The organism is Roseivivax sediminis (assembly GCF_900112685.1).
Classification (GTDB): domain Bacteria; phylum Pseudomonadota; class Alphaproteobacteria; order Rhodobacterales; family Rhodobacteraceae; genus Roseivivax; species Roseivivax sediminis.
Window position 1 is genome coordinate 238831 of sequence record NZ_FOMS01000001.1, and the last position, 18171, is coordinate 257001.

Genomic DNA, 18171 nt, shown 5'->3' on the forward strand with positions numbered 1-18171 from the left:
ACCGGACGTGCATTGCCCGGCGGCAGGCGCGACCCCGGCGGTCACGACGGAGCAGCGCCGGGCGCGCGTTTGCGGTTGAACCTTCCCCCGCGCGGGGAGTAAGCCCGTTCTGCCCTCACCCGCCCCGTGTCGGGCGGACCAATCGCGGACCCGACCTGCCCTGTGAAACGCCTTGCCGCCCCCTTGCTGATCGGCCTTGTCGGCGCCGCCATCCTGGTCGCGCTCGGCACCTGGCAGGTGCAGCGGCTGACCTGGAAACAGGGCATCCTGCATCAGATCGACAGCACCATCTCGGCCGACCCGGTGCCGCTGCCCGCGAGCCCGACCGAGGCCGCGCACGAATACCGGCCGGTGGCGCTTTCGGGCAGCATCGGGCCCGGTGAGCTGCACGTTCTCGTCAGTCGCAAGCGGCTCGGCGCCGGCTACCGGATCGTGGCGCCATTCACCACCGAGGACGGCCGCCGCCTGCTGCTCGACCGCGGCTTCGTGCCCAATGACGCCAAGGACGCGCCGCGCCGGATCGGCGAGACCTCGGTGCGCGCGAACCTGCTGTGGCCCGACGAGCGCGGCGGCTTCACTCCCGAGAACGACGAAGGCGGCAACACCTGGTTCTCCCGCGACCTAGGCGCCATGTCCGAGGCTCTGGGCACCGAGCCGCTGCTGGCCGTTGTGCGGCAGGAGACACCCGCCGCGCCGGGAGTGGAACCCCTGCCGGTGTCCACCCAGGGCATTCCGAACAATCACCTGCAATACGCCATCACCTGGTTCGCGCTGGCCGTGGTCTGGATCCTGATGACCCTGGTCTGGATCCGCCGCCGGGCCTGGCGCATGCCCAGCGAGGACCCCGCTCCATGAACTACGTCTCGACACGGGGCCGCGCCCCCGCCCTTTCGTTCGAGGACACGATGCTGTCGGGCCTCGCCCGCGACGGCGGGCTCTACGTGCCCGAGACGGTGCCGCAGATGCCCGCCGCCGAGATCCGGGCGCTGCATGGTCTGAGCTACGAGGAAACCGCGTTCCGGGTGATGCGGCCCTTCGTGGGGGACACCTTCAGCGACGGGACCTTCGGCGATCTGATTGAAAAGGCCTATGCCGGCTTCGGCCACGGCGCGCGCGCGCCGATGGTTGAGCTCGCGCCCGGCCATTTCCTGCTGGAACTGTTCCACGGACCCACGCTGGCGTTCAAGGACTTCGCGATGCAGCTGATCGGCCAGCTCTTCGAGGAGGCCCTGACGCGCCGCGGCGAGCGGGTGACCATCGTCGGCGCGACCTCGGGCGACACCGGCTCGGCGGCGATCGAAGCATTCCGCGGGCTCGATGCAGTGGATGTGTTCATCCTCTACCCGCACGGGCGGGTGTCGGAGGTGCAGCGCCGGCAGATGACCACCCCGTCCGAGGCCAACGTGCACGCCGTCGCCATCGACGGGCATTTCGACGACGCGCAGGCCCGGCTGAAGGACATGTTCGCCGACGACACCTTCCGCGACGGGGTGCGGCTGGCGGCGGTGAATTCCATCAACTGGGCGCGGGTGCTGGCGCAGGTGGTCTACTACTTCTCGGCGGCGGTGTCGCTGGGGGCGCCCGACCGCAAGGTCAGCTTTACCGTGCCCACCGGCAATTTCGGCGACATCTTCGCCGGCTCCATCGCGAAGTCCATGGGCCTGCCGATCGAGCGGCTGGTGATCGCCACCAACCAGAACGACATCCTCGACCGCGCAATGCGCTCGGGCGATTACCGCACCGAGGGGGTCGCGCCGTCGATCTCTCCATCCATGGACATCCAGGTGTCGTCGAACTTCGAACGCGCGCTCTTCGACGCCTACGGGCGCGACGGCGCTGCGGTGGCGCAGCTCATGGACGAGCTGAAATCCGGCGGCGGCTTCCATGTCAGCCAGGGCGCGCTGGAGGCGCTGCGCGAGCGCTTCGACAGCGGCCGCGCCTCCGAGGAGGAGACCTCGGCCGCGATTGCGCGCGCCCATGCCGAGATGGGCGAGCTCATTTGCCCCCACACCGCAATCGGCGTGAAGGTGGCCGAAGAGCAGCGCGACCCGGCGGTGCCGATGGTCACGCTGGCCACCGCCCATCCCGCGAAATTCCCCGACGCCGTCGAGGCCGCGACCGGCATCCGCCCCGCCCTGCCCGAGCGCATGGCCAACCTCTTCGACCTCGAGGAGCGGATCACCCGCGCGCCCAACGATCTGTCGGCCCTTCAAGACCTCATCCAGGAGCGTATCCGCACTTGACCCTACAGACCACGACCCTGTCCAACGGCTTCCGCGTCGTCACCGAATACATGCCGGGGCTCAGCTCCGCCGCGCTCGGCATCTGGGTGTCGGCCGGCGGCCGGCACGAGCGCCCCGAACAGAACGGCGTGGCGCATTTCCTCGAACACATGGCGTTCAAGGGCACCGCGAGCCGGTCGGCCCTGCGCATCGCCGAGGAGATCGAGGATGTCGGCGGCTACATCAACGCCTACACAAGCCGCGAGGTCACCGCCTATTACGCCCGCGTGCTGGCGGCCGATACCGGCCTCGCGCTCGACGTGATCGCCGACATCCTGCGCAACCCGCTGTTCGATGCCAGGGAGATCGAGACCGAGCGGCACGTGATCCTGCAGGAGATCGGCCAGGCGCTCGACACGCCCGACGACATCATCTTCGACTGGCTGCAGGAGAAGTGCTATCCCGAGCAGCCGATCGGCCGGACGATCCTGGGCGAGACGGAGCGCGTCACGGGCTTCGGCCGCGCCGACCTCGCCGCCTTCGTGGAAGAGCATTACGGCCCCGATCAGCTTATCCTGTCGGCTGCCGGCGCGGTCGATCACGACCGCATCGTCGCGCAGGCAGAGGCGCTGTTCGGCGATATGGTCCCGCGCGGTGCGGCGATCGCCGATCCCGCGCGCTTCCATGGCGGCGAGGTGCGACGCGACAAGACGCTGGAGCAGGCGCATCTCGCGCTCGCCTTCGAGGCGCCGGGCTACCGCGAGCCGGAGTTCTACACCGGGCAGATCTACTCCATGGCGCTCGGCGGCGGCATGTCCTCGCGCCTGTTCCAGGAGATCCGCGAGAACCGGGGCCTGTGCTACACGATCTTTGCCCAGACCGGGGCCTATGCCGACACCGGCACGACGACGATCTATGCCGGCACCAGCGGCGAGGAGATCGGCGCGCTGACCGAGATCACCATCGACGAGATGAAGCGCGCCGCCGAGGATCTGAGCAGCGAAGAGGTCGCCCGCGCCCGCGCGCAGATGAAGGCCGGACTGCTGATGGGGCTGGAAAGCCCCTCGGCCCGCGCCGAGCGCGCCGCGCGCATGGTGCAGATCTGGGGCAAGGTGCCGTCGATCGAGGATACCGTGGCACGGATCGACGCGGTCTCCGACGCCGACGTCCGCGCCTTCGCCGAGAAGACCGCGAGCGAGGCGCGCGCGGCGCTCGCGCTTTACGGGCCGGTGTCGGGTGCGCCCGACCTCGCATCGCTGAACGCGCGCCGGGTCGCGTGATGATCGGCCTGCGTCGGCGGTTCCGGATCGAGACGGAGCGTCTCACCCTGCGCCCGCCGATGCATGCCGATTACGTCGCCTGGAGCCGCCTGCGCGCCGACAGCGAGACGTTCCTGAAGCCCTGGGAGCCGACCTGGGCCAGCGACCACCTCAGCCGCAAGGCCTTCACCAACCGCGTCTACTGGGCCGGCCGGTCGATCGCCGCCGGCACGGCCGTGCCGATCTTCCTGATCCGCCGCGACGATTCGCAGCTCATGGGGGCGCTCACGCTCGACAACATTCGCCGCGGCCCGGCGCAGTCGGGGACCATGGGCTACTGGATCGGCCAGCCCTTCGCGCGCCAGGGCTACATGCGCGAGGCGATCGAGGCGATGGTGCACCAGGCCTTCGAGCGCATGGACATCAGCCGCGTGGAGGCGGCCTGCCTGCCCGAGAACGTCGCTTCGCGCGGGCTGCTGGAGCGGTCCGGGTTCAAGTACGAGGGCGTGGCGCAGAGCTACCTGCAGATCAACGGGCGCTGGCGGACGCATGTGCTCTATGCCGCGCTGCGCATGGACCGGCGCGGGCGCACGCAGGTGGGCTGAACCGGCGGGGCTATTCGGCTGCCGGACGGCGCCGGTGGTGGGAACGGGAGCGGGGGCCAGCCCCCGCACCCCCGGAGTATTTTCCGGCCCAAAGAAGCGGGGCGGCGAGGCGCTGCGGCGGCGTTTCGGGCACGAAGGGCCGCGCGGGCGGGGCGGAAGCGGGTCACACGCGGTTGTGATGGCGTCCCGGCGCGGCGGGCTTGTTAGCCTGCCGGCAAGGAGGCCCGCCCATGATCCGCATCGCCCTTGCCGCTCTTGCCCTGACGCTCGCCCTTCCCGCCACTGCGCAGGAGACGCGGCAGCCGAGTCATTGCATCGCCGTCGCCGACGCCGCGCCCGGCATCCGCTATCTGCACAAGGCCAGTTGGCAGGCTCCGATCGAGGAATACGCCGTGCGCATCCGCTATATCGGCCACGCCTCGTTCCTTATCCGCACCGAGGGCGGGCTGAACGCGGTGACCGACTTCACCGGGTTCATCGGCATGACCGAGATGATCCCCGACGTGGTCACCATGAACCATGCCCATTCCTCGCACTGGACGCCGAACCCGGACCCGGCGATTCCGCACGTGCTGCGCGGCTGGGGCGCGGAGTTCGGGGCCGGCATCGACCATTACGTCGACCTCGGCGAGATGCTGGTGCGCAACGTCTCCACCGATATCCGTTCGGGCTATGGCGAGCGCGAGGAGAGCGGCAATTCGATCTTCGTGTTCGAGACCGCGGGTCTGTGCATCGCCCATCTGGGCCACCTGCACCACGAGCCGAACGACGAGCAATACGCCGCGCTCGGCCGCGCAGACGTGCTGATGGTGCCGGTGGACGGCGGCTACACCATGTCGCGCGAGGCGATGATCCGGGTGGTCGAACGGCTGAAATCGTCCATCGTCATCCCGATGCACTGGTTCTCGGGCTACGCGCTGGAGGATTTCCTGGACGGCGTGTCCGAGCGCTGGGCGATCGAACGGACCGGCACGTCGAGCATCGACGTCTCGCTCGCCACCCTGCCCTCGCGCCGCACGGTGATGGTGCTGGAGCCCGAGCGGCTGAGCGACGACTAGGCCGCCGGTTTGGCAACCGCACGCGGGGAGGATAGGTCAGGGGCGACGCCCGCGACCGGAGCCTGCCCCATGTCCCTTGTTCCCGCCGATTCCGCCTTCCTCGATGCGCTCGCCGCGCAGTTGCCGCCGGACACGTTGCGCGCCGCCGAGCCGCGCCACCTTGAGGAGCCGCGCGGGCGCTGGCAGGGCCACGCGGCCGCCATCGCCCTGCCCCGCAGTGCCGAGGAGGTCGCGACGATCGTCCGCGCCTGCAGCGAAGCGCGCGTCGCGCTCCTGCCCTATGGCGGCGGCACGGGCCTGGTCGGCGGGCAGCTCGTGCCAAAGGACGGCGGCGCGGCGCCGCTGCTGATCTCGCTCGAACGGATGCGTGCGATCCGCGCCGTCCATCCCGAGGAAAACGTGCTGATCGCCGAGGCCGGCGCGATCCTGACGGAGGTACAGGACGCGGCGGCGGAGGCCGGGCGGCTGTTTCCGCTGTCGCTGGCCTCCGAAGGGTCCGCGCGGATCGGCGGGCTGCTGGCGACGAATGCCGGAGGGGTGAATGTGCTGCGCTACGGCAATGCACGCGACCTCTGCCTCGGGCTGGAGGCGGTGCTGCCCTCGGGCGAGGTCTGGCATGGCCTGAGGCGGCTGCGAAAGGACAATACCGGATACGATCTGCGCAACCTGCTGATCGGGGCGGAGGGCACGCTGGGGGTGATCACGGCGGCGAGCCTGCGGCTCTTCGCGCGTCCGGCCGCCACGGGCACCGCGCTTCTGGTGGTAGAGGATCCGGCCGCCGCCTTGTCGCTGCTGGCGCGGGCCCGCGACCGGATGGGCGAGGCCGTGAGCGCCTTCGAGATCATGTCGCGCACCGGCTACGATTTCCTCGCAGAGACGCTCCCGGAGGTGCGCCAGCCCTTCGACACCAAGCCCGAGTGGAGCGTGCTGATCGAGGTCGGCCTGCCGCAGGGGCTCGACCCGGCCACGGCGCTGGAGGAGCTTTTCGCCGAGGCGTTGGAGGCGGGACTCGTCTCCGACGGGCTTATCGCGCAATCGGACGCGCAGGCGCAGGATTTCTGGCAGGTGCGCGAGCGTATTCCCGAGGCGAACCGGATGATCGGGGCGGTATCCTCGCACGACATCTCCGTCCCGCTGGGGGCGATCCCGGAGTTCATTCCCGAGGGCATCGCGCGGCTGAAGCGGATCGGGGAGTTCCGGGTCAACTGCTTCGGCCATGTCGGGGACGGCAACCTGCACTACAACGTCTTTCCCGCCCCGGGCCGCAGCCGCGCCGACCACGACGCCGAACGCGACGACATCAAGCGGGTCCTGCATGACCTCGTGCACGAGATGGGCGGGTCGGTCAGCGCCGAGCACGGGATCGGCCGCCTCAAGGTCGACGACCTCGAACGCTACCAGGACCCTGCGAAACTGGCGGCGATGCGCGCGATCAAGGACGCGCTCGACCCTGGGGGGATCATGAACCCCGGTGCGGTGCTGCGGGCGCGCTGAGCCTCAGAGCCCGTGGAACACGCAGCCGTCCGACAGGAACATCGGCGGCGTCTTGCACAGCCCGCGGGCGGTCTCGAACGCGGCGAGCACCTTGGGCACGTAATCGCGCGTCTCGGCGTAGGGCGGCACGCCGTTGTTGGGCGCGATGGAATTCTCGCCGGCATTGTAACCCGCGAGGACAAGGATCGGATCGCCGTCGAACTTCTTCATCAGGAAGTCCAGGAAGGCGATGCCGCCGCGGATATTTTGCCCGGCATCGAAGCTGTCCGCCACGCCGAAGCGGTCGGCGGTGGCGGGCATGAGCTGCATCAGCCCCTGCGCGCCGGCACCGCTTTCGGCCTTCGCCCGGCCGCCCGATTCGATCGCCATCACCGCGAGGGCCAGCGCCGGCGACACCTCGGTGCCGATGGTCGCAGCGAGGATGTCGCGACCGTGGGCGCGGGCCATGTCCTGCAGGGCCTGAAGGCGTGGGGTCGCCACCCCGGAGCCCGCCGGCGCCTTCTTCAGCTCCCTCAGCGCAGGCTCCAGCCGTCCCGGCCCGGCCCCGTCGAGCCCGACGCCCACCGCGTCCCAGAACCAGCCGTAGCGGCCGGTGCCGTCGGGGCGCCTGGGGGTCACGGCCGCCGCCGTCGCCACGCTCTTTGCCGGTGCCTTCGGCTCGGCGATGACGGGCGGCGGCAGGACCGCCGGATTGGACCGCGGCGCGATCTGCACGGTGATACGCTTGGACGCGCCGGCCTTGGGGGGCGAGACGCGCTTGAAGGTGAAGTCCGCCACCGCCGGGGCGGGAACGGACATGCAAAGCACGACCGCGAGGGCCGCCAGGGTGGATCCGGTGCGCATGGGCTGCTCTGCCTCGTGTCGCTGGACGGTTCTGGACCGCTTTCGCCGCATCTTGCCCGAGGGCGTGCCGCATATGAACCCCACGGGCCGCGAGGCCGCCATCATGGTGGCAAGCTTGCCGCAAACATCCGGCCCGACCGGCCCCCGAGCAGCTTTGAAAATTCGATTGAAGATTAATTATTATTTATTTCAATGCCTTGAAGCGGATCAGGGCAAAAAAGCCGTCAACTGCAAAAAGGACCCGGCTCAGCCAAAATGGTGCCCCATTTCACCGGCTAATTGACGACATGCCGCGACGGAGCGGGGAGATGAGAGACCCCAACGAAGCGCCGGAACCGGTTGAAAGCGAAGAGCAAGATTTCACACGGAGAAAGACGATGATCAAGTTTCTGAACAACTTCCGCAAGGATGAAGCCGGCGCAGTGACCGTTGACTGGGTCGTTCTGACCGCAGCCATCGTGGGCCTCGCCATCGCGGCCTATTCCACGATCGAAGGCAATGCGACCGCACTGGTCGATGGCGCCGGCGCGGCTATGACCGGCGGCACCGAGACCAACTACGGCGGGATCACCGCAGTCACCACGCCGGAGTAATATCCGCCTCGCATTCAAACGGGGGCGCCATCGGCGCCCCCTTTCGTACCAGTGCCGCAAGGCCCGCGCTTCCGATCTGCCCCTGCAGTCGGACGTTTTGCCCGAGGCTCAGGGGTGCACGCGCACAAAGTCCGGCGCAGTTTGATGATGTGACCTGGCGAGGCGATGCGGATGACGCGCTCTCTTCAACTCTTCCTGGCCAACGAGGACGGCGTCGTCACGGTCGAATGGGTCGTACTCGTCGCCGGTGTTGCAACGCTCGCGATTCTGACGGTCCTCGGCATCCGCGCAAGCGCCGTGGACACTGCCGACGTCGCGATCTGGAACGGCATCTCGCAGCTGATCGACTGACCCGGGCGATCAACCGGCAACGCGCACGGGGCGGAAAATCCACTCCCCGCAGCCCTCTCGCCGCAATCCGGCCACAGTATCGATCAGCGCCGGAAAAACGGCGCCGCGGCGCCATTCTTTCGACTCCTTCCGCGCCCATACCCGAGGGATCGGCCCGACCGGCCCGCCACACCGAGGAGGTGCATCCATGCGAATGATTTTCGGACTCGTCCTGGTCGCCGGCCTCGGCCTTGCCGGCTTTGCCGTCTACATGGCCCAGAACTACATCGGCGCCTACGAAGCCGCCCTCGCCGCGGAACGCCGGAAGAACGCCGAGACCGTATCCCTGCCCACCGCCGACATCTGGGTCGCCAACCGCGTGATCCGATACGGTGAGCCGATCGCCGAGGACGATGTGCGCCTCGCCCGCTGGCCGGCAGAGTCCCTGCCCGACGGGTTCTTCGACAAGGAGGCGACGATCGCCGGCGCCGGCATCCGTCCGCGCGTCGCGCTGCGCCAGATCGAGAAGAACGAGGCGCTGATGAAGATCAAGGTCAGCGAACCGGGCGGCGAGGCGAGCCTGACCACCCGGCTCGACCGCGGCCAGCGCGCCTTTGCCATCAAGGTCGACGTCGCCTCCGGTGTCTCGGGCTTCCTGCGGCCCGGCGATCGTGTCGACATCTACTGGACCGGACGCGGCGAAAGCTCCGGCGCCCAGCAGACCCGGGGCGACGTGACTAAGCTGATCGAAACCGGGATCGAGCTGATCGCCATCGACCAGACCGCCACAGTGGACGATTCCACCACGAGCGCGATCATCGCCCGCACCGTGACCGTCGCGGCGAGTCCCCAGCAGGTCGCCGCGCTGGCCCAGGCGCAATCGACCGGCAACCTGTCGCTGTCGCTGATGGCGCCGGACGACGACACCATCGCCGAGGCGATCGAGGTCGACCAGCGCGCCCTGCTCGGGATCGAGGCGACCACCGCCACCAAGACCAAGGCGCCCGAGGTCTGCACCATCCGCACCCGCCGCGGCTCCGAGGTGGTGGAAATCCCGATCCCCTGCACGAACTGACACCGTTTCAATGACTTGCAGGAAGGCGCCCCACGGGGCGCTTTTTTCATTTAAAACCGCAAAATCCCGTCTGTTGCCGCTTGTCCACATAAATACCGCCCGCAAACCCTTTGATTCTTGCAATGATTCTGTTTGTCCCGCACTCTCCCGCAAAATGCGGGCGGCAAGACCTGCATCTGAGGCGTGATCGGAAAGGCAGGTCACATGAACATCGACAGGATCCTGAAGGCGGCCCTGATGGGGCTGGCCCTCGCCGCTGCGCCCTTGGCGGTGCCGGCGCCGGAGGCTCAGAGCCTGCGGGTGGTGCAGGGCAGCGTCGGCCGCACGCTCAACGTGCCGATGAACCGCGCCGTCGTGGTCGAAAGCGAAACCGCCTTTGCCGAGCTGTCCATCGCCAATCCCGCCATCGCCGACATCTCGTCGCTCTCCGACCGCACGATCTACGTTCTCGGCAAGGCGCCCGGCACCACGACGCTGACCATCCTCGACGAGAACGGCCGGCTGATCTCCAATGTCGACGTGCGCGTCGCCGCGGACGTCACCGAGTTCAAGGAACGCCTGCGCCAGATCCTTCCGGGCGAAGAGATCGAGGTGCGCACCGCCAATGACGGCATAGTGCTGTCGGGCACGGTCTCCTCGGTGCAGAAGCTCGACCGCGCGCTTGAACTGGCACAGCGCTACGCACCGGAACGGGTGTCGAACCTGATGACCGTGGGCGGCGTGCAGCAAGTGATGCTGAAGGTCCGGTTCGCGGAGATGCAGCGCTCCGTCTCCAAGGCGCTGCGCTCCTCCCTTTCGATCATCGGCAGCGGATTCGGCGGCGATCTCGGCGTGCGCGCAGGAACCGGAAACCAGGTCGGCAACACGTCGGTGGGGGCCGCAACACCAGGCGGCGACGCGCAGGGGGCCTCTCTCCTCGGCTTCGACGTCGGCGGGCTCGAGGTCGGCATCCTTCTCGAAGCCCTCGAGTCCAAGGGCGTCGTGAGAACCCTCGCGGAACCGAACCTCACCGCCCTGTCGGGGCAGGAGGCACGTTTCCTGGCCGGCGGCGAATACCCCATCCCCGTCGCGCAGGAAGAGGGCGCGATCTCTGTCGAGTTCAAGCCGTTCGGGATCGAGCTCGACTTCGTGCCGCGCGTGGTCGACGGCGACCTGATCAATCTCGAACTCAAGACCGCGGTGTCGGCCATCGATCCCGCGAACGGCATCCAGATCGACGCCTTCTCCATCGACGCGTTCTCGCGCCGCGAGGCGGCGACGACGGTGGAGTTGCGAGACGGCGAAAGCTTTGCCATCGCGGGGCTTCTGCAGGACGATTTCAGCGATCTCAACGGCCAGGTGCCGTGGCTCGGCGACGTGCCGGTCCTGGGCGCCCTCTTCCGCAGCGCCGAATACCAGCGCAGCCAGACCGAGCTGGTAATCATCATCACCCCGCACCTCGTCACGCCCACCCGCGGCGAGGCGATGGCCCTGCCAACCGACCGCATCCGCCCGCCGACGGAGAAGGACCTGTTCCTCTACGGCCGCGTCACCGACGGCACGCGCCGCCCCAGACAGGGCGCCGCGGGCGAGGTTGCGCGGCAGGACTTCAACGGCTCTTATGGCTACGTGATGGATTGACGATGGCGAGGGGGCACAGCATGCGCGGATTTATCATTACCGCCGGGTGCCTCGCCGGGCTGTCCGCCTGCGGCGACGCCGGCCGCGACCCCGTCTATACGCAGTTCCACCGCGAGACCGGCGCGCTGATCGACACCGGCGCCTTCGGCGAGGCCACCCGGGCGAACATGGCCCGGATGAGCGGCGAGGCGCACTACACCTACGACCTCGCGCAGCGCTTCGCCACCGAGGTGATGACCACCGTCAACTTCGCCTTCAATTCGGCGCAGCTCGATGCCGGCGCGCGCGACACGCTGCGCGAACAGGCGCACTGGATCCGTCAGTTTCCCGAGGTCCGATTCCGGGTCTACGGGCACACCGACCTCGTCGGCTCGGACAGCTACAACAAGGCGCTCGGCCTGAAACGCGCGCAGGCGGTGGTCGCCTATCTCGGCCAGCAGGGTGTAAGCCTGTCGCGACTCGAAGCCGTGGTCAGCGAGGGCGAGACCCAACCGCTGATCGTCACCGAGGGGCGCGAACGGCGCAATCGCCGCACGGTGACCGAGGTGTCCGGCTTCGTGCAAGGCCATCCCACCGTCCTCGACGGCAAGTACGCCCAGGTCATCTACCGCGACTACGTGCGCAGCGCGCAGCCGGCAACGACGCTCGCCTCGGGCGATGTCAGCACGATCGGCAGCGGCGGCGGCGGCGGCTGATCGCCCCTGACCAGGCGGCTACCCCCTCCGGACCGTACCTGCGCATCGTACAATCACGATAATTTCGTCCAAATGTTGCCCCCATTCAGGGGCAAGCATCGGGCATGGACGCATGGCCTGCCGAGTTTCCAGAAAGCGGAGACCCGGCCGCCACGCGCCCTGCCCCGCCGCGCGCCACGCCGCCGGCCCGCCCGCTCCCGCAGGCGGCAAGAGAACACGAAGGATGTGAGGCACATGACGCTCAGCACAGCCCAGACTGCCGAGTTCGCTCCGGTCCGCGCCTGCACGGTCAGCCGCGACGTTCAGCTGTTCGACCTGCTGATCGAGGACATGGAGCAGATCCTCGGTGAAGCCTGGGGCGATCTCGGCCTCGCCGAGGCGCTGACCTTCCTTGGCCAGACCGAGGCGGCATCGCTGGAGTTCATCGCGCTGGCCATCGACGACACCGACGAAGAGGATATCGACAGGCTCGACGCGCTGATCGCCGCCGCCAAGCGGCGCGGCATCAAGGTGGTGCTGATCGCCGAGGACGTAACGCCGGCGGCGCTGCACCGGCTGCTCAGGAACGGCGCCGACGAATTCGTGCCCTATCCCCTTCCGGAGGGCGAACTTGCCGCCGCGGTCGAACGGCTGCACCGGCCCGAACCTTCCGTGCTCGCGCAGCCGCAGGACGGGCCCGCGGTGCAATTGACCCAGGGCGGCGACGGCGTACTGGTCGCCGTTCAGGGCATGGCCGGCGGCGTCGGCGCGACGACCTTCGCCGTCAACCTGGCCTGGGAACTCGCCACGGTCGTCAAGGACAGGGAAAAGGCGCCGCGCGTCTGCCTTCTGGATCTCGGCCTGCAATTCGGATCGGCCGCGACGTATCTGGACCTGCCGCGCAAGGAACCGGTGCTGGAGGTCCTGTCGGACATCGACGCGCTCGACGCGGAGACCTTCGCCCAGGCACTCGTCAATTTCGACGACCGCATGCAGGTGCTCACCGCTCCGCCCGACCTCGTCCCGCTCGACCTCGTCGGGCCGGCGGAGGTGCAGAAGCTCATCGATCTCGCCTGCGAGCATTTCGACTTCGTCGTCGTCGATCTGCCGAACGCGGTGGTGCAATGGTCGGAAACCGTGCTGACCACCGCGCAGGTCTACTTCGCGCTGGTCGAACTCGACATGCGCTCGGCCCAGAACACGCTGCGGCTGAAGCGCGCGCTGCAATCGGAGGACCTGCCCTTCGAGAAACTGCGCTTCGTGCTGAACCGGGCGCCGAAATTCACCGACCTGCAAGGCAAGAGCCGCGCCAAGCGCATGGCCGAAAGCCTCGGCATCTCGCTCGACCTGCATCTGCCCGACGGCGGGCGCGTGGTGTCGCAGGCCTGCGATCACGGCCTGCCGCTGGCCAGCCAAGCCGCAAAGAACCCGCTGCGGCGCGAGATCGCAAAGCTCGCGCAATCGCTCTACGCCGTCGGCCAATCCGACGCCGACGCCGCCTGAGGGGATAGGACAGGATGTTTTCGCGCTACAAGAAGACCAAGGACAGCGGCGGGGCGGTCGCTGTAGCCACCACCCCAGACCCGAACGCAGCCCCCCAGGACGGGGCGAAACCCGTCTCCGTGCGCCGCCCCACCCCGGTGCGAGAGGCCCGCGCCGCCCCGCAGGAGCGCGAGAAGAAACGCCGCGAGCGCCTTCAGGACATCAAGCTCGAACTGCACCGGGCGCTTCTGGACAACCTCAACCTCGCCGCGCTCGACACCGCGACGGAGGCGGACCTGCGCGCCGAAATCCAAGCCATCGCGCAGGAGACGTTGCAGGAAAAGGCCATCGTCCTCAATCGCGAGGAACGCCAGACGCTCAACCAGGAGCTCTACGACGAGGTCAAGGGCCTCGGCCCGCTCGAGCCGCTGTTGAAGGACGACAGCGTCTCGGACATCCTGGTGAACGGTCCGCAGCAGATCTTCATCGAACAGAACGGCAAGCTTCTGCTCTCGGACGTGACGTTCAAGGACGAACGCCATCTGATGCGGATCATCGACAAGATTGTCTCCGCAGTCGGCCGGCGCGTCGACGAGTCGAACCCCTACGTGGACGCCCGCCTCGCCGACGGCTCGCGCTTCAACGCGATGGTCCCGCCGATCGCGGTCGACGGCTCGCTCGTGTCGATCCGGAAGTTCAAGAAGGACAAGCTCGGCATCGACGACCTCGTCCGCTTCGGCGCCTTTTCCGAGGAAATGGCCGTCTACCTCCAGGCCGCCGTCGCCTGCCGGCTGAACGTCATCGTCTCGGGCGGTACGGGTTCGGGCAAGACGACCACGCTCAACGCCCTGTCTTCGTTCATCGACGACAGCGAACGTATCCTGACGATCGAGGACACCGCGGAACTCCAGCTCCAGCAGTCCCATGTCGGTCGTATGGAAAGCCGCCCGCCCAACGTCGAGGGCAAGGGCGCCGTCACCCCGCGCGACTGCCTCAAGAACGCGCTCAGGATGCGCCCCGATCGCATCATCGTGGGCGAGACGCGCGGTGAGGAAGTCATCGACATGCTGCAGGCCATGAACACCGGCCACGACGGGTCGATGACGACGATCCACGCCAACTCCGCCCGGGACGGCATCTCGCGCCTCGAGAACATGATCGCCATGGCCGGGATCGAGATGCCGCTGAAGGCGATGCGCTCCCAGATCTCCAGCGCCGTCAACCTCCTGGTGCAGGCCTCGCGCCTGCAGGACGGATCGCGCCGAATGACCTCGATCACCGAGATCACCGGCATGGAGGGCGAGGTGATCTCCATGCAGGAGATCTTCCGCTTCCAGCGCGTCGGCCTGACGCCCGAGAACAAGATCCTCGGCCATTTCACTGCCACCGGCGTGCGCAGCCACTATTCCGAGCGCTTCAAGATGTGGGGCTACGATCTGCCGCCCTCGATCTACGAACCATTCCGCGGGGACTGAGGCCATGAGCGTCGAATTCATCATCTACGGGCTGATCTTCATCGCCGTGCTCGGCCTGGTCGAGGGCATCTACCTCGTCACCTTCGGCAAGTCGATCAGCCTCAATTCCAAGGTCAACCGGCGGCTCGAGATGCTCGATCGCGGCAGCCGCCGCGACGAGGTTCTGGCCACGCTCCGCAAGGAGCTCGACCAGCATCTCGATAGCCGGTCGATCCCGCTCTATTCGCTGCTGTCGGACCGGGCGCAGAAGGCCGCGATCGCCTTCACGCCGAAACAGCTCATCCTGCTGATGGTCGCGGTCAGCGGCCTCGCTTTCGTCGGGCTGACCGTCGGCACGGAGGCGTCGCTGGGCGTGCGCGTGCTCATGGGTGTCGCCTTCGGGGTCGGCGGCGTTTACACGTGGCTCAACCACAAGGCCAACAAGCGCCTCGCGATGATCGAGGAACAGCTGCCCGACGCGGTGGAGCTGATGGTGCGCAGCTTGCGGGTCGGCCACCCCTTCTCCTCGGCCATTTCCATCGTCTCCAAGGAGATCAAGGACCCGCTGGCGACGGAATTCGGCATCATCTCCGACGAAGCCGCCTATGGCCGCGACATGGGCGAGGCGCTCAAGCACATGGCCGAGCGGCTCGACATGCAGGACCTTCGCTTCCTCGCCGTCGCGGTGACGATCCAGCAGCAATCTGGCGGCAACCTGGCCGAGATCCTCGAGGGCCTCGCCAAGGTGATCCGCGCGCGCTTCCGTCTCTTCCGCAAGGTCAAGGCGATCACGGCAGAGGCGAAGTGGTCGGGCAAGTTCCTGTCGGGCTTCCCCCTGGCCGCCTTGGCGCTCATCCAGCTGACCAAGCCGGATTACTACGACGACGTTCTGGACCACCCCTGGTTCATCCCGTGCTGCTTCATTGTCGCCATCATGCTGGTGGTGAACCTTTTCGTGATGCGCATGCTCACCAACATCAAGGTCTGAGAGGCCGCCGGACATGCTCGACCAAATCAATACCCAGATCGTCGACCTTCTCGGCCCGGCCGGTCCGCTGATCGTCGTCGGCGGCCTTGCCTTCGTGTTGCTGCTGGCCTGCATCCCGATGATGCTCTCGGCCAAGCCAGACCCGCTGGACAAGCTGGCCAGCGACAGCCGCAACCGGCTGGAGGCGGAAACGCGGCAGGTGCTGCGCGAGACAGCCAAGAACGACAAGCTCAACAAGTACGCCCAGTTCCTCGAACCCCAGGACGTCAAGGAATACAGCGACATCAAGCTGACACTGTTGCAGGCGGGCTATCGCGGCAAGGAGGCTGTGCGGCTCTACTACTTCCTGCAATTCGCGCTCGGCCTGGGACTGCTGGCCTGCGGACTGGCCTATTACCTGCTGTTCATGGGTCCCGACGCCACGCCCAAGCAGATGGCAATGTACATCCTCGGCCCCGGCTTCGTCGGCTACTACGCTCCGAAATACTGGGTCACCAAACGCGTGCAGGAGCGCCAGCAGACGATCCAGGACGGCTTTCCCGACGCGCTCGACATGATGCTGGTCTGCGTCGAGGCCGGACAGTCCATGGATCAGGCCATCGTGCGCATCTCGAAGGAGCTTCGACCGTCCTATCCGCCGCTCGCCGAGGAATTCCAGCTCGTCAGCTACGAGATGAAGGCCGGCAAGGACAAAGCGGCGGTGCTCAACGACATGTCCGAACGCTGCGGCGTGCAGGACGTGTCCTCCTTTGTCACCGTGCTGAACCAGTCGGCCTCCTTCGGCACCTCTGTCGCCGACGCGCTGCGGGTCTATGCCTCGGAAATGCGTGACAAGCGCGTGATGCGCGCCGAGGAAAAGGCAAACAAGTTGCCAACCAAGATGACATTGACCACGATGATGTTCACGGTGCCGCCGCTGCTGATCATCCTGGTCGGCCCCTCGGCGGTGGGCATCACGGAGATGGGCAATATGGGCAACTGACCGCGTGCGCATGGCACCGACCCTGTCGCTGCTGATCGGACTGGCCGCCTGTTCACCGGGCGGCTTTTCCGAATCCGGCGACCGGCTGTTCGCCCCCACCGCCGACCCGCGCGGGCAGGCCGTGGACGGCCTCCTCGTCGGCCACCGCCTGATGGACGCCAACGAACACGAGCTGGCGCTCGAGGCCTATATCCGTGCCGCCGGGCGGCAGGGACTGACCGGAGAGGTGCTGTCGGGCATCGGCTCGGCCAATCTCGCGCTCGGCCGTCTGAACCAGGCCGAGCGGCAACTGCGCCGTGCGGTGAAGACCGACGCGGCCAACCCGGAGGTCTGGAACAACCTCGGCGTGGTGCTGATCGAGCGCGGCAAGACCTCCGAAGCTTCCGAAATCTTCCGGCGGGCCTACGCACTCGACAATGGCGAAAGTGACGCAATCCGCGACAATCTTCGGCTGGCGCTCGAAAAGCTGGACAAGTCCCGATATGCTTCCGGCGAGGCAGACGACTTCAGGCTCGTGCGGCGCGGTACAGGGGAATACCTCATCCGCAACGCGAGATAGCGGGCCCCGAGCAGCAGCGAAGGACGCAGGAATATGCGCCACCCCATCCTTGCCGCCCTCTGCATCGCAGGGGCGACCGGCCTGTCGGGATGCGAAACGCTCCCCTTCGGTCAGAATTCCGCAGACGAAACGGTGGAACGGGCCTTCCAGGGCGTGAACGCGGTCGACGGCGCGAACCTCAACGAGGTCATGCTGCAATCGGCCGACCCCGAGGAAGCTGTGCGCTACTTTCAGCGCTCCACCGCGCAGGAACCGGGGCGCATCGACTACCAGCGCGGGCTCGCCCGAAGCCTCGTGCGCTCCAAGCGTATCACCGAGGGCGTCGCGGCCTGGGAAAAGGTGTCCGGGCATCCGGACGCGACCGAGGCCGACCGGGTGGAACTGGCTGACGCGTTGATCCGCGGCGGCGAGTGGGAGCGCGCCGAAGCGGCGCTTGGCGCGATCCCCCCGACGCATGAGACCTTCAAGCGCTACCGGCTCGAGGCGATGATCGCCGACTACAACGAGCAATGGGACAAGGCCGACAGCTTCTACGAAATCGCCGTGGGCCTGACCACCACGCCGGCGAGCGTGATGAACAACTGGGGCTATTCCAAGCTGACCCGCGGCGCCCATTCCGAGGCCGAGCGCCTGTTCACCGAGGCGATCCAGCGCGACGGCAGCCTCTTCACGGCAAAGAACAACCTGATGCTGGCCCGGTCGGCCCAGGGCAATTACGCCCTGCCGCCGATCTCCATGACGCAGACCGAACGGGCGGAGCTTCTGCACACGCTGGGACTCGCCGCGATCAAGCGCGGCGACGTGGCCATCGGCAAGGGGCTGCTGGAGGACGCGCTGGAGACCCATCCGCAACATTTCGAGGCCGCATCGCGCGCGCTCGACGCGCTGGGATCGACCGCGACCAACTGACCGGGCCGCCGCCCGCCCGCAAGG

General features: G+C 67.6%; 19 protein-coding genes. 18 read left to right on the top strand and 1 reads right to left on the bottom strand.

The window, feature by feature from the left end; translation table 11 throughout:
* Window positions 1-162 precede the first annotated feature (162 nt).
* The 6 genes from F3H57_RS01210 (at window position 163) to F3H57_RS01235 (ending at window position 6638) form a co-directional block, all read left to right on the top strand.
* Window positions 163-855: an SURF1 family protein gene (locus F3H57_RS01210; RefSeq protein ID WP_149754049.1), complete on the top strand. Its 693-nt coding sequence runs from the start codon at window positions 163-165 to the stop codon at window positions 853-855.
* Window positions 852-2243 carry a threonine synthase gene (gene thrC / locus F3H57_RS01215; protein ID WP_149754050.1) on the top strand — a complete coding sequence of 464 codons (1392 nt, stop codon included), beginning with the start codon at window positions 852-854 and terminating at the stop codon, window positions 2241-2243. The genes F3H57_RS01210 and thrC overlap by 4 nt, the downstream gene beginning before the upstream one ends.
* On the top strand, window positions 2240-3502 hold the full coding sequence (locus F3H57_RS01220; protein ID WP_149754051.1) for a M16 family metallopeptidase: 1263 nt from the start codon (window positions 2240-2242) through the stop codon (window positions 3500-3502). The genes thrC and F3H57_RS01220 overlap by 4 nt, the downstream gene beginning before the upstream one ends.
* Window positions 3502-4086, top strand: coding sequence for a GNAT family N-acetyltransferase (locus F3H57_RS01225; protein WP_149754052.1), 585 nt, complete (start codon window positions 3502-3504; stop codon window positions 4084-4086). Before F3H57_RS01220 ends, F3H57_RS01225 begins: the two co-directional genes overlap by 1 nt.
* A 230-nt stretch (window positions 4087-4316) precedes the next feature.
* Window positions 4317-5144: an MBL fold metallo-hydrolase gene (locus F3H57_RS01230; protein WP_149754053.1), complete on the top strand. Its 828-nt coding sequence runs from the start codon at window positions 4317-4319 to the stop codon at window positions 5142-5144.
* 69 nt (window positions 5145-5213) lie between these two features.
* Complete coding sequence (locus tag F3H57_RS01235) at window positions 5214-6638, top strand: FAD-binding oxidoreductase (protein WP_149754054.1); 1425 nt, start codon at window positions 5214-5216, stop codon at window positions 6636-6638.
* A gap of 3 nt (window positions 6639-6641) precedes the next feature.
* Here the strand turns inward: F3H57_RS01235 and F3H57_RS01240 are convergent, their stop codons facing one another.
* A complete protein-coding gene (locus tag F3H57_RS01240) occupies window positions 6642-7481 on the bottom strand; it encodes a lytic transglycosylase domain-containing protein (RefSeq protein WP_149754055.1) in 840 nt (279 codons plus the stop codon).
* On the opposite strand from F3H57_RS01240, the gene F3H57_RS01245 reads away from it, so the two are divergent.
* The 12 genes from F3H57_RS01245 to F3H57_RS01300 all read left to right on the top strand — a co-directional run bounded on the left by F3H57_RS01245 (window position 7435) and on the right by F3H57_RS01300 (window position 18147).
* Entirely contained in the window at window positions 7435-7764 is a 330-nt protein-coding gene (locus F3H57_RS01245; protein WP_188129581.1) for a hypothetical protein, read from the top strand. The two genes, F3H57_RS01240 and F3H57_RS01245, sit on opposite strands and share 47 nt — an antisense overlap.
* 94 nt (window positions 7765-7858) lie before the next feature.
* Entirely contained in the window at window positions 7859-8074 is a 216-nt protein-coding gene (locus F3H57_RS01250; protein ID WP_149754057.1) for a Flp family type IVb pilin, read from the top strand.
* Window positions 8075-8245: 171 nt separating this feature from the next.
* Window positions 8246-8425 (top strand): hypothetical protein, encoded by a 180-nt coding sequence (locus F3H57_RS01255; protein WP_149754058.1) that lies wholly within the window; start codon window positions 8246-8248, stop codon window positions 8423-8425.
* A 187-nt stretch (window positions 8426-8612) separates the two neighbouring features.
* Window positions 8613-9479, top strand: coding sequence for a Flp pilus assembly protein CpaB (gene cpaB / locus F3H57_RS01260; protein ID WP_149754059.1), 867 nt, complete (start codon window positions 8613-8615; stop codon window positions 9477-9479).
* A 204-nt stretch (window positions 9480-9683) separates the two neighbouring features.
* Complete coding sequence (locus F3H57_RS01265) at window positions 9684-11099, top strand: type II and III secretion system protein family protein (RefSeq protein ID WP_149754060.1); 1416 nt, start codon at window positions 9684-9686, stop codon at window positions 11097-11099.
* A 20-nt stretch (window positions 11100-11119) separates the two neighbouring features.
* Window positions 11120-11794, top strand: coding sequence for an OmpA family protein (locus F3H57_RS01270; RefSeq protein WP_149754061.1), 675 nt, complete (start codon window positions 11120-11122; stop codon window positions 11792-11794).
* A gap of 234 nt (window positions 11795-12028) precedes the next feature.
* Window positions 12029-13276 (top strand): AAA family ATPase, encoded by a 1248-nt coding sequence (locus F3H57_RS01275; protein ID WP_149754062.1) that lies wholly within the window; start codon window positions 12029-12031, stop codon window positions 13274-13276.
* Window positions 13277-13290: 14 nt separating this feature from the next.
* Window positions 13291-14730 carry a CpaF family protein gene (locus F3H57_RS01280; RefSeq protein WP_149754063.1) on the top strand — a complete coding sequence of 480 codons (1440 nt, stop codon included), beginning with the start codon at window positions 13291-13293 and terminating at the stop codon, window positions 14728-14730.
* Between the two features lie 4 nt (window positions 14731-14734).
* Window positions 14735-15697, top strand: coding sequence for a type II secretion system F family protein (locus tag F3H57_RS01285; protein ID WP_149754064.1), 963 nt, complete (start codon window positions 14735-14737; stop codon window positions 15695-15697).
* Between the two features lie 13 nt (window positions 15698-15710).
* Window positions 15711-16679: a type II secretion system F family protein gene (locus F3H57_RS01290; RefSeq protein ID WP_149754065.1), complete on the top strand. Its 969-nt coding sequence runs from the start codon at window positions 15711-15713 to the stop codon at window positions 16677-16679.
* 10 nt (window positions 16680-16689) lie between these two features.
* Window positions 16690-17238, top strand: coding sequence for a tetratricopeptide repeat protein (locus F3H57_RS01295; RefSeq protein WP_149754066.1), 549 nt, complete (start codon window positions 16690-16692; stop codon window positions 17236-17238).
* A gap of 33 nt (window positions 17239-17271) precedes the next feature.
* On the top strand, window positions 17272-18147 hold the full coding sequence (locus F3H57_RS01300) for a tetratricopeptide repeat protein (protein ID WP_149754067.1): 876 nt from the start codon (window positions 17272-17274) through the stop codon (window positions 18145-18147).
* Window positions 18148-18171: the final 24 nt, after the last annotated feature.

What these genes read in the sequence shown, in the direction of transcription:
- thrC (WP_149754050.1), top strand. Translation starts at nt 852, where the DNA reads ATGAACTACGTCTCGACACGGGGCCGCGCCCCCGCCCTTTCGTTCGAG.
- F3H57_RS01225 (WP_149754052.1), top strand. Translation starts at nt 3,502, where the DNA reads ATGATCGGCCTGCGTCGGCGGTTCCGGATCGAGACGGAGCGTCTCACC.
- F3H57_RS01230 (WP_149754053.1), top strand. Translation starts at nt 4,317, where the DNA reads ATGATCCGCATCGCCCTTGCCGCTCTTGCCCTGACGCTCGCCCTTCCC.
- F3H57_RS01235 (WP_149754054.1), top strand. Translation starts at nt 5,214, where the DNA reads ATGTCCCTTGTTCCCGCCGATTCCGCCTTCCTCGATGCGCTCGCCGCG.
- F3H57_RS01245 (WP_188129581.1), top strand. Translation starts at nt 7,435, where the DNA reads ATGCAAAGCACGACCGCGAGGGCCGCCAGGGTGGATCCGGTGCGCATG.
- F3H57_RS01240 (WP_149754055.1), bottom strand. Translation starts at nt 7,481, where the DNA reads ATGCGCACCGGATCCACCCTGGCGGCCCTCGCGGTCGTGCTTTGCATG.
- F3H57_RS01250 (WP_149754057.1), top strand. Translation starts at nt 7,859, where the DNA reads ATGATCAAGTTTCTGAACAACTTCCGCAAGGATGAAGCCGGCGCAGTG.
- F3H57_RS01255 (WP_149754058.1), top strand. Translation starts at nt 8,246, where the DNA reads ATGACGCGCTCTCTTCAACTCTTCCTGGCCAACGAGGACGGCGTCGTC.
- cpaB (WP_149754059.1), top strand. Translation starts at nt 8,613, where the DNA reads ATGCGAATGATTTTCGGACTCGTCCTGGTCGCCGGCCTCGGCCTTGCC.
- F3H57_RS01265 (WP_149754060.1), top strand. Translation starts at nt 9,684, where the DNA reads ATGAACATCGACAGGATCCTGAAGGCGGCCCTGATGGGGCTGGCCCTC.
- F3H57_RS01270 (WP_149754061.1), top strand. Translation starts at nt 11,120, where the DNA reads ATGCGCGGATTTATCATTACCGCCGGGTGCCTCGCCGGGCTGTCCGCC.
- F3H57_RS01275 (WP_149754062.1), top strand. Translation starts at nt 12,029, where the DNA reads ATGACGCTCAGCACAGCCCAGACTGCCGAGTTCGCTCCGGTCCGCGCC.
- F3H57_RS01280 (WP_149754063.1), top strand. Translation starts at nt 13,291, where the DNA reads ATGTTTTCGCGCTACAAGAAGACCAAGGACAGCGGCGGGGCGGTCGCT.
- F3H57_RS01285 (WP_149754064.1), top strand. Translation starts at nt 14,735, where the DNA reads ATGAGCGTCGAATTCATCATCTACGGGCTGATCTTCATCGCCGTGCTC.
- F3H57_RS01290 (WP_149754065.1), top strand. Translation starts at nt 15,711, where the DNA reads ATGCTCGACCAAATCAATACCCAGATCGTCGACCTTCTCGGCCCGGCC.
- F3H57_RS01295 (WP_149754066.1), top strand. Translation starts at nt 16,690, where the DNA reads ATGGCACCGACCCTGTCGCTGCTGATCGGACTGGCCGCCTGTTCACCG.
- F3H57_RS01300 (WP_149754067.1), top strand. Translation starts at nt 17,272, where the DNA reads ATGCGCCACCCCATCCTTGCCGCCCTCTGCATCGCAGGGGCGACCGGC.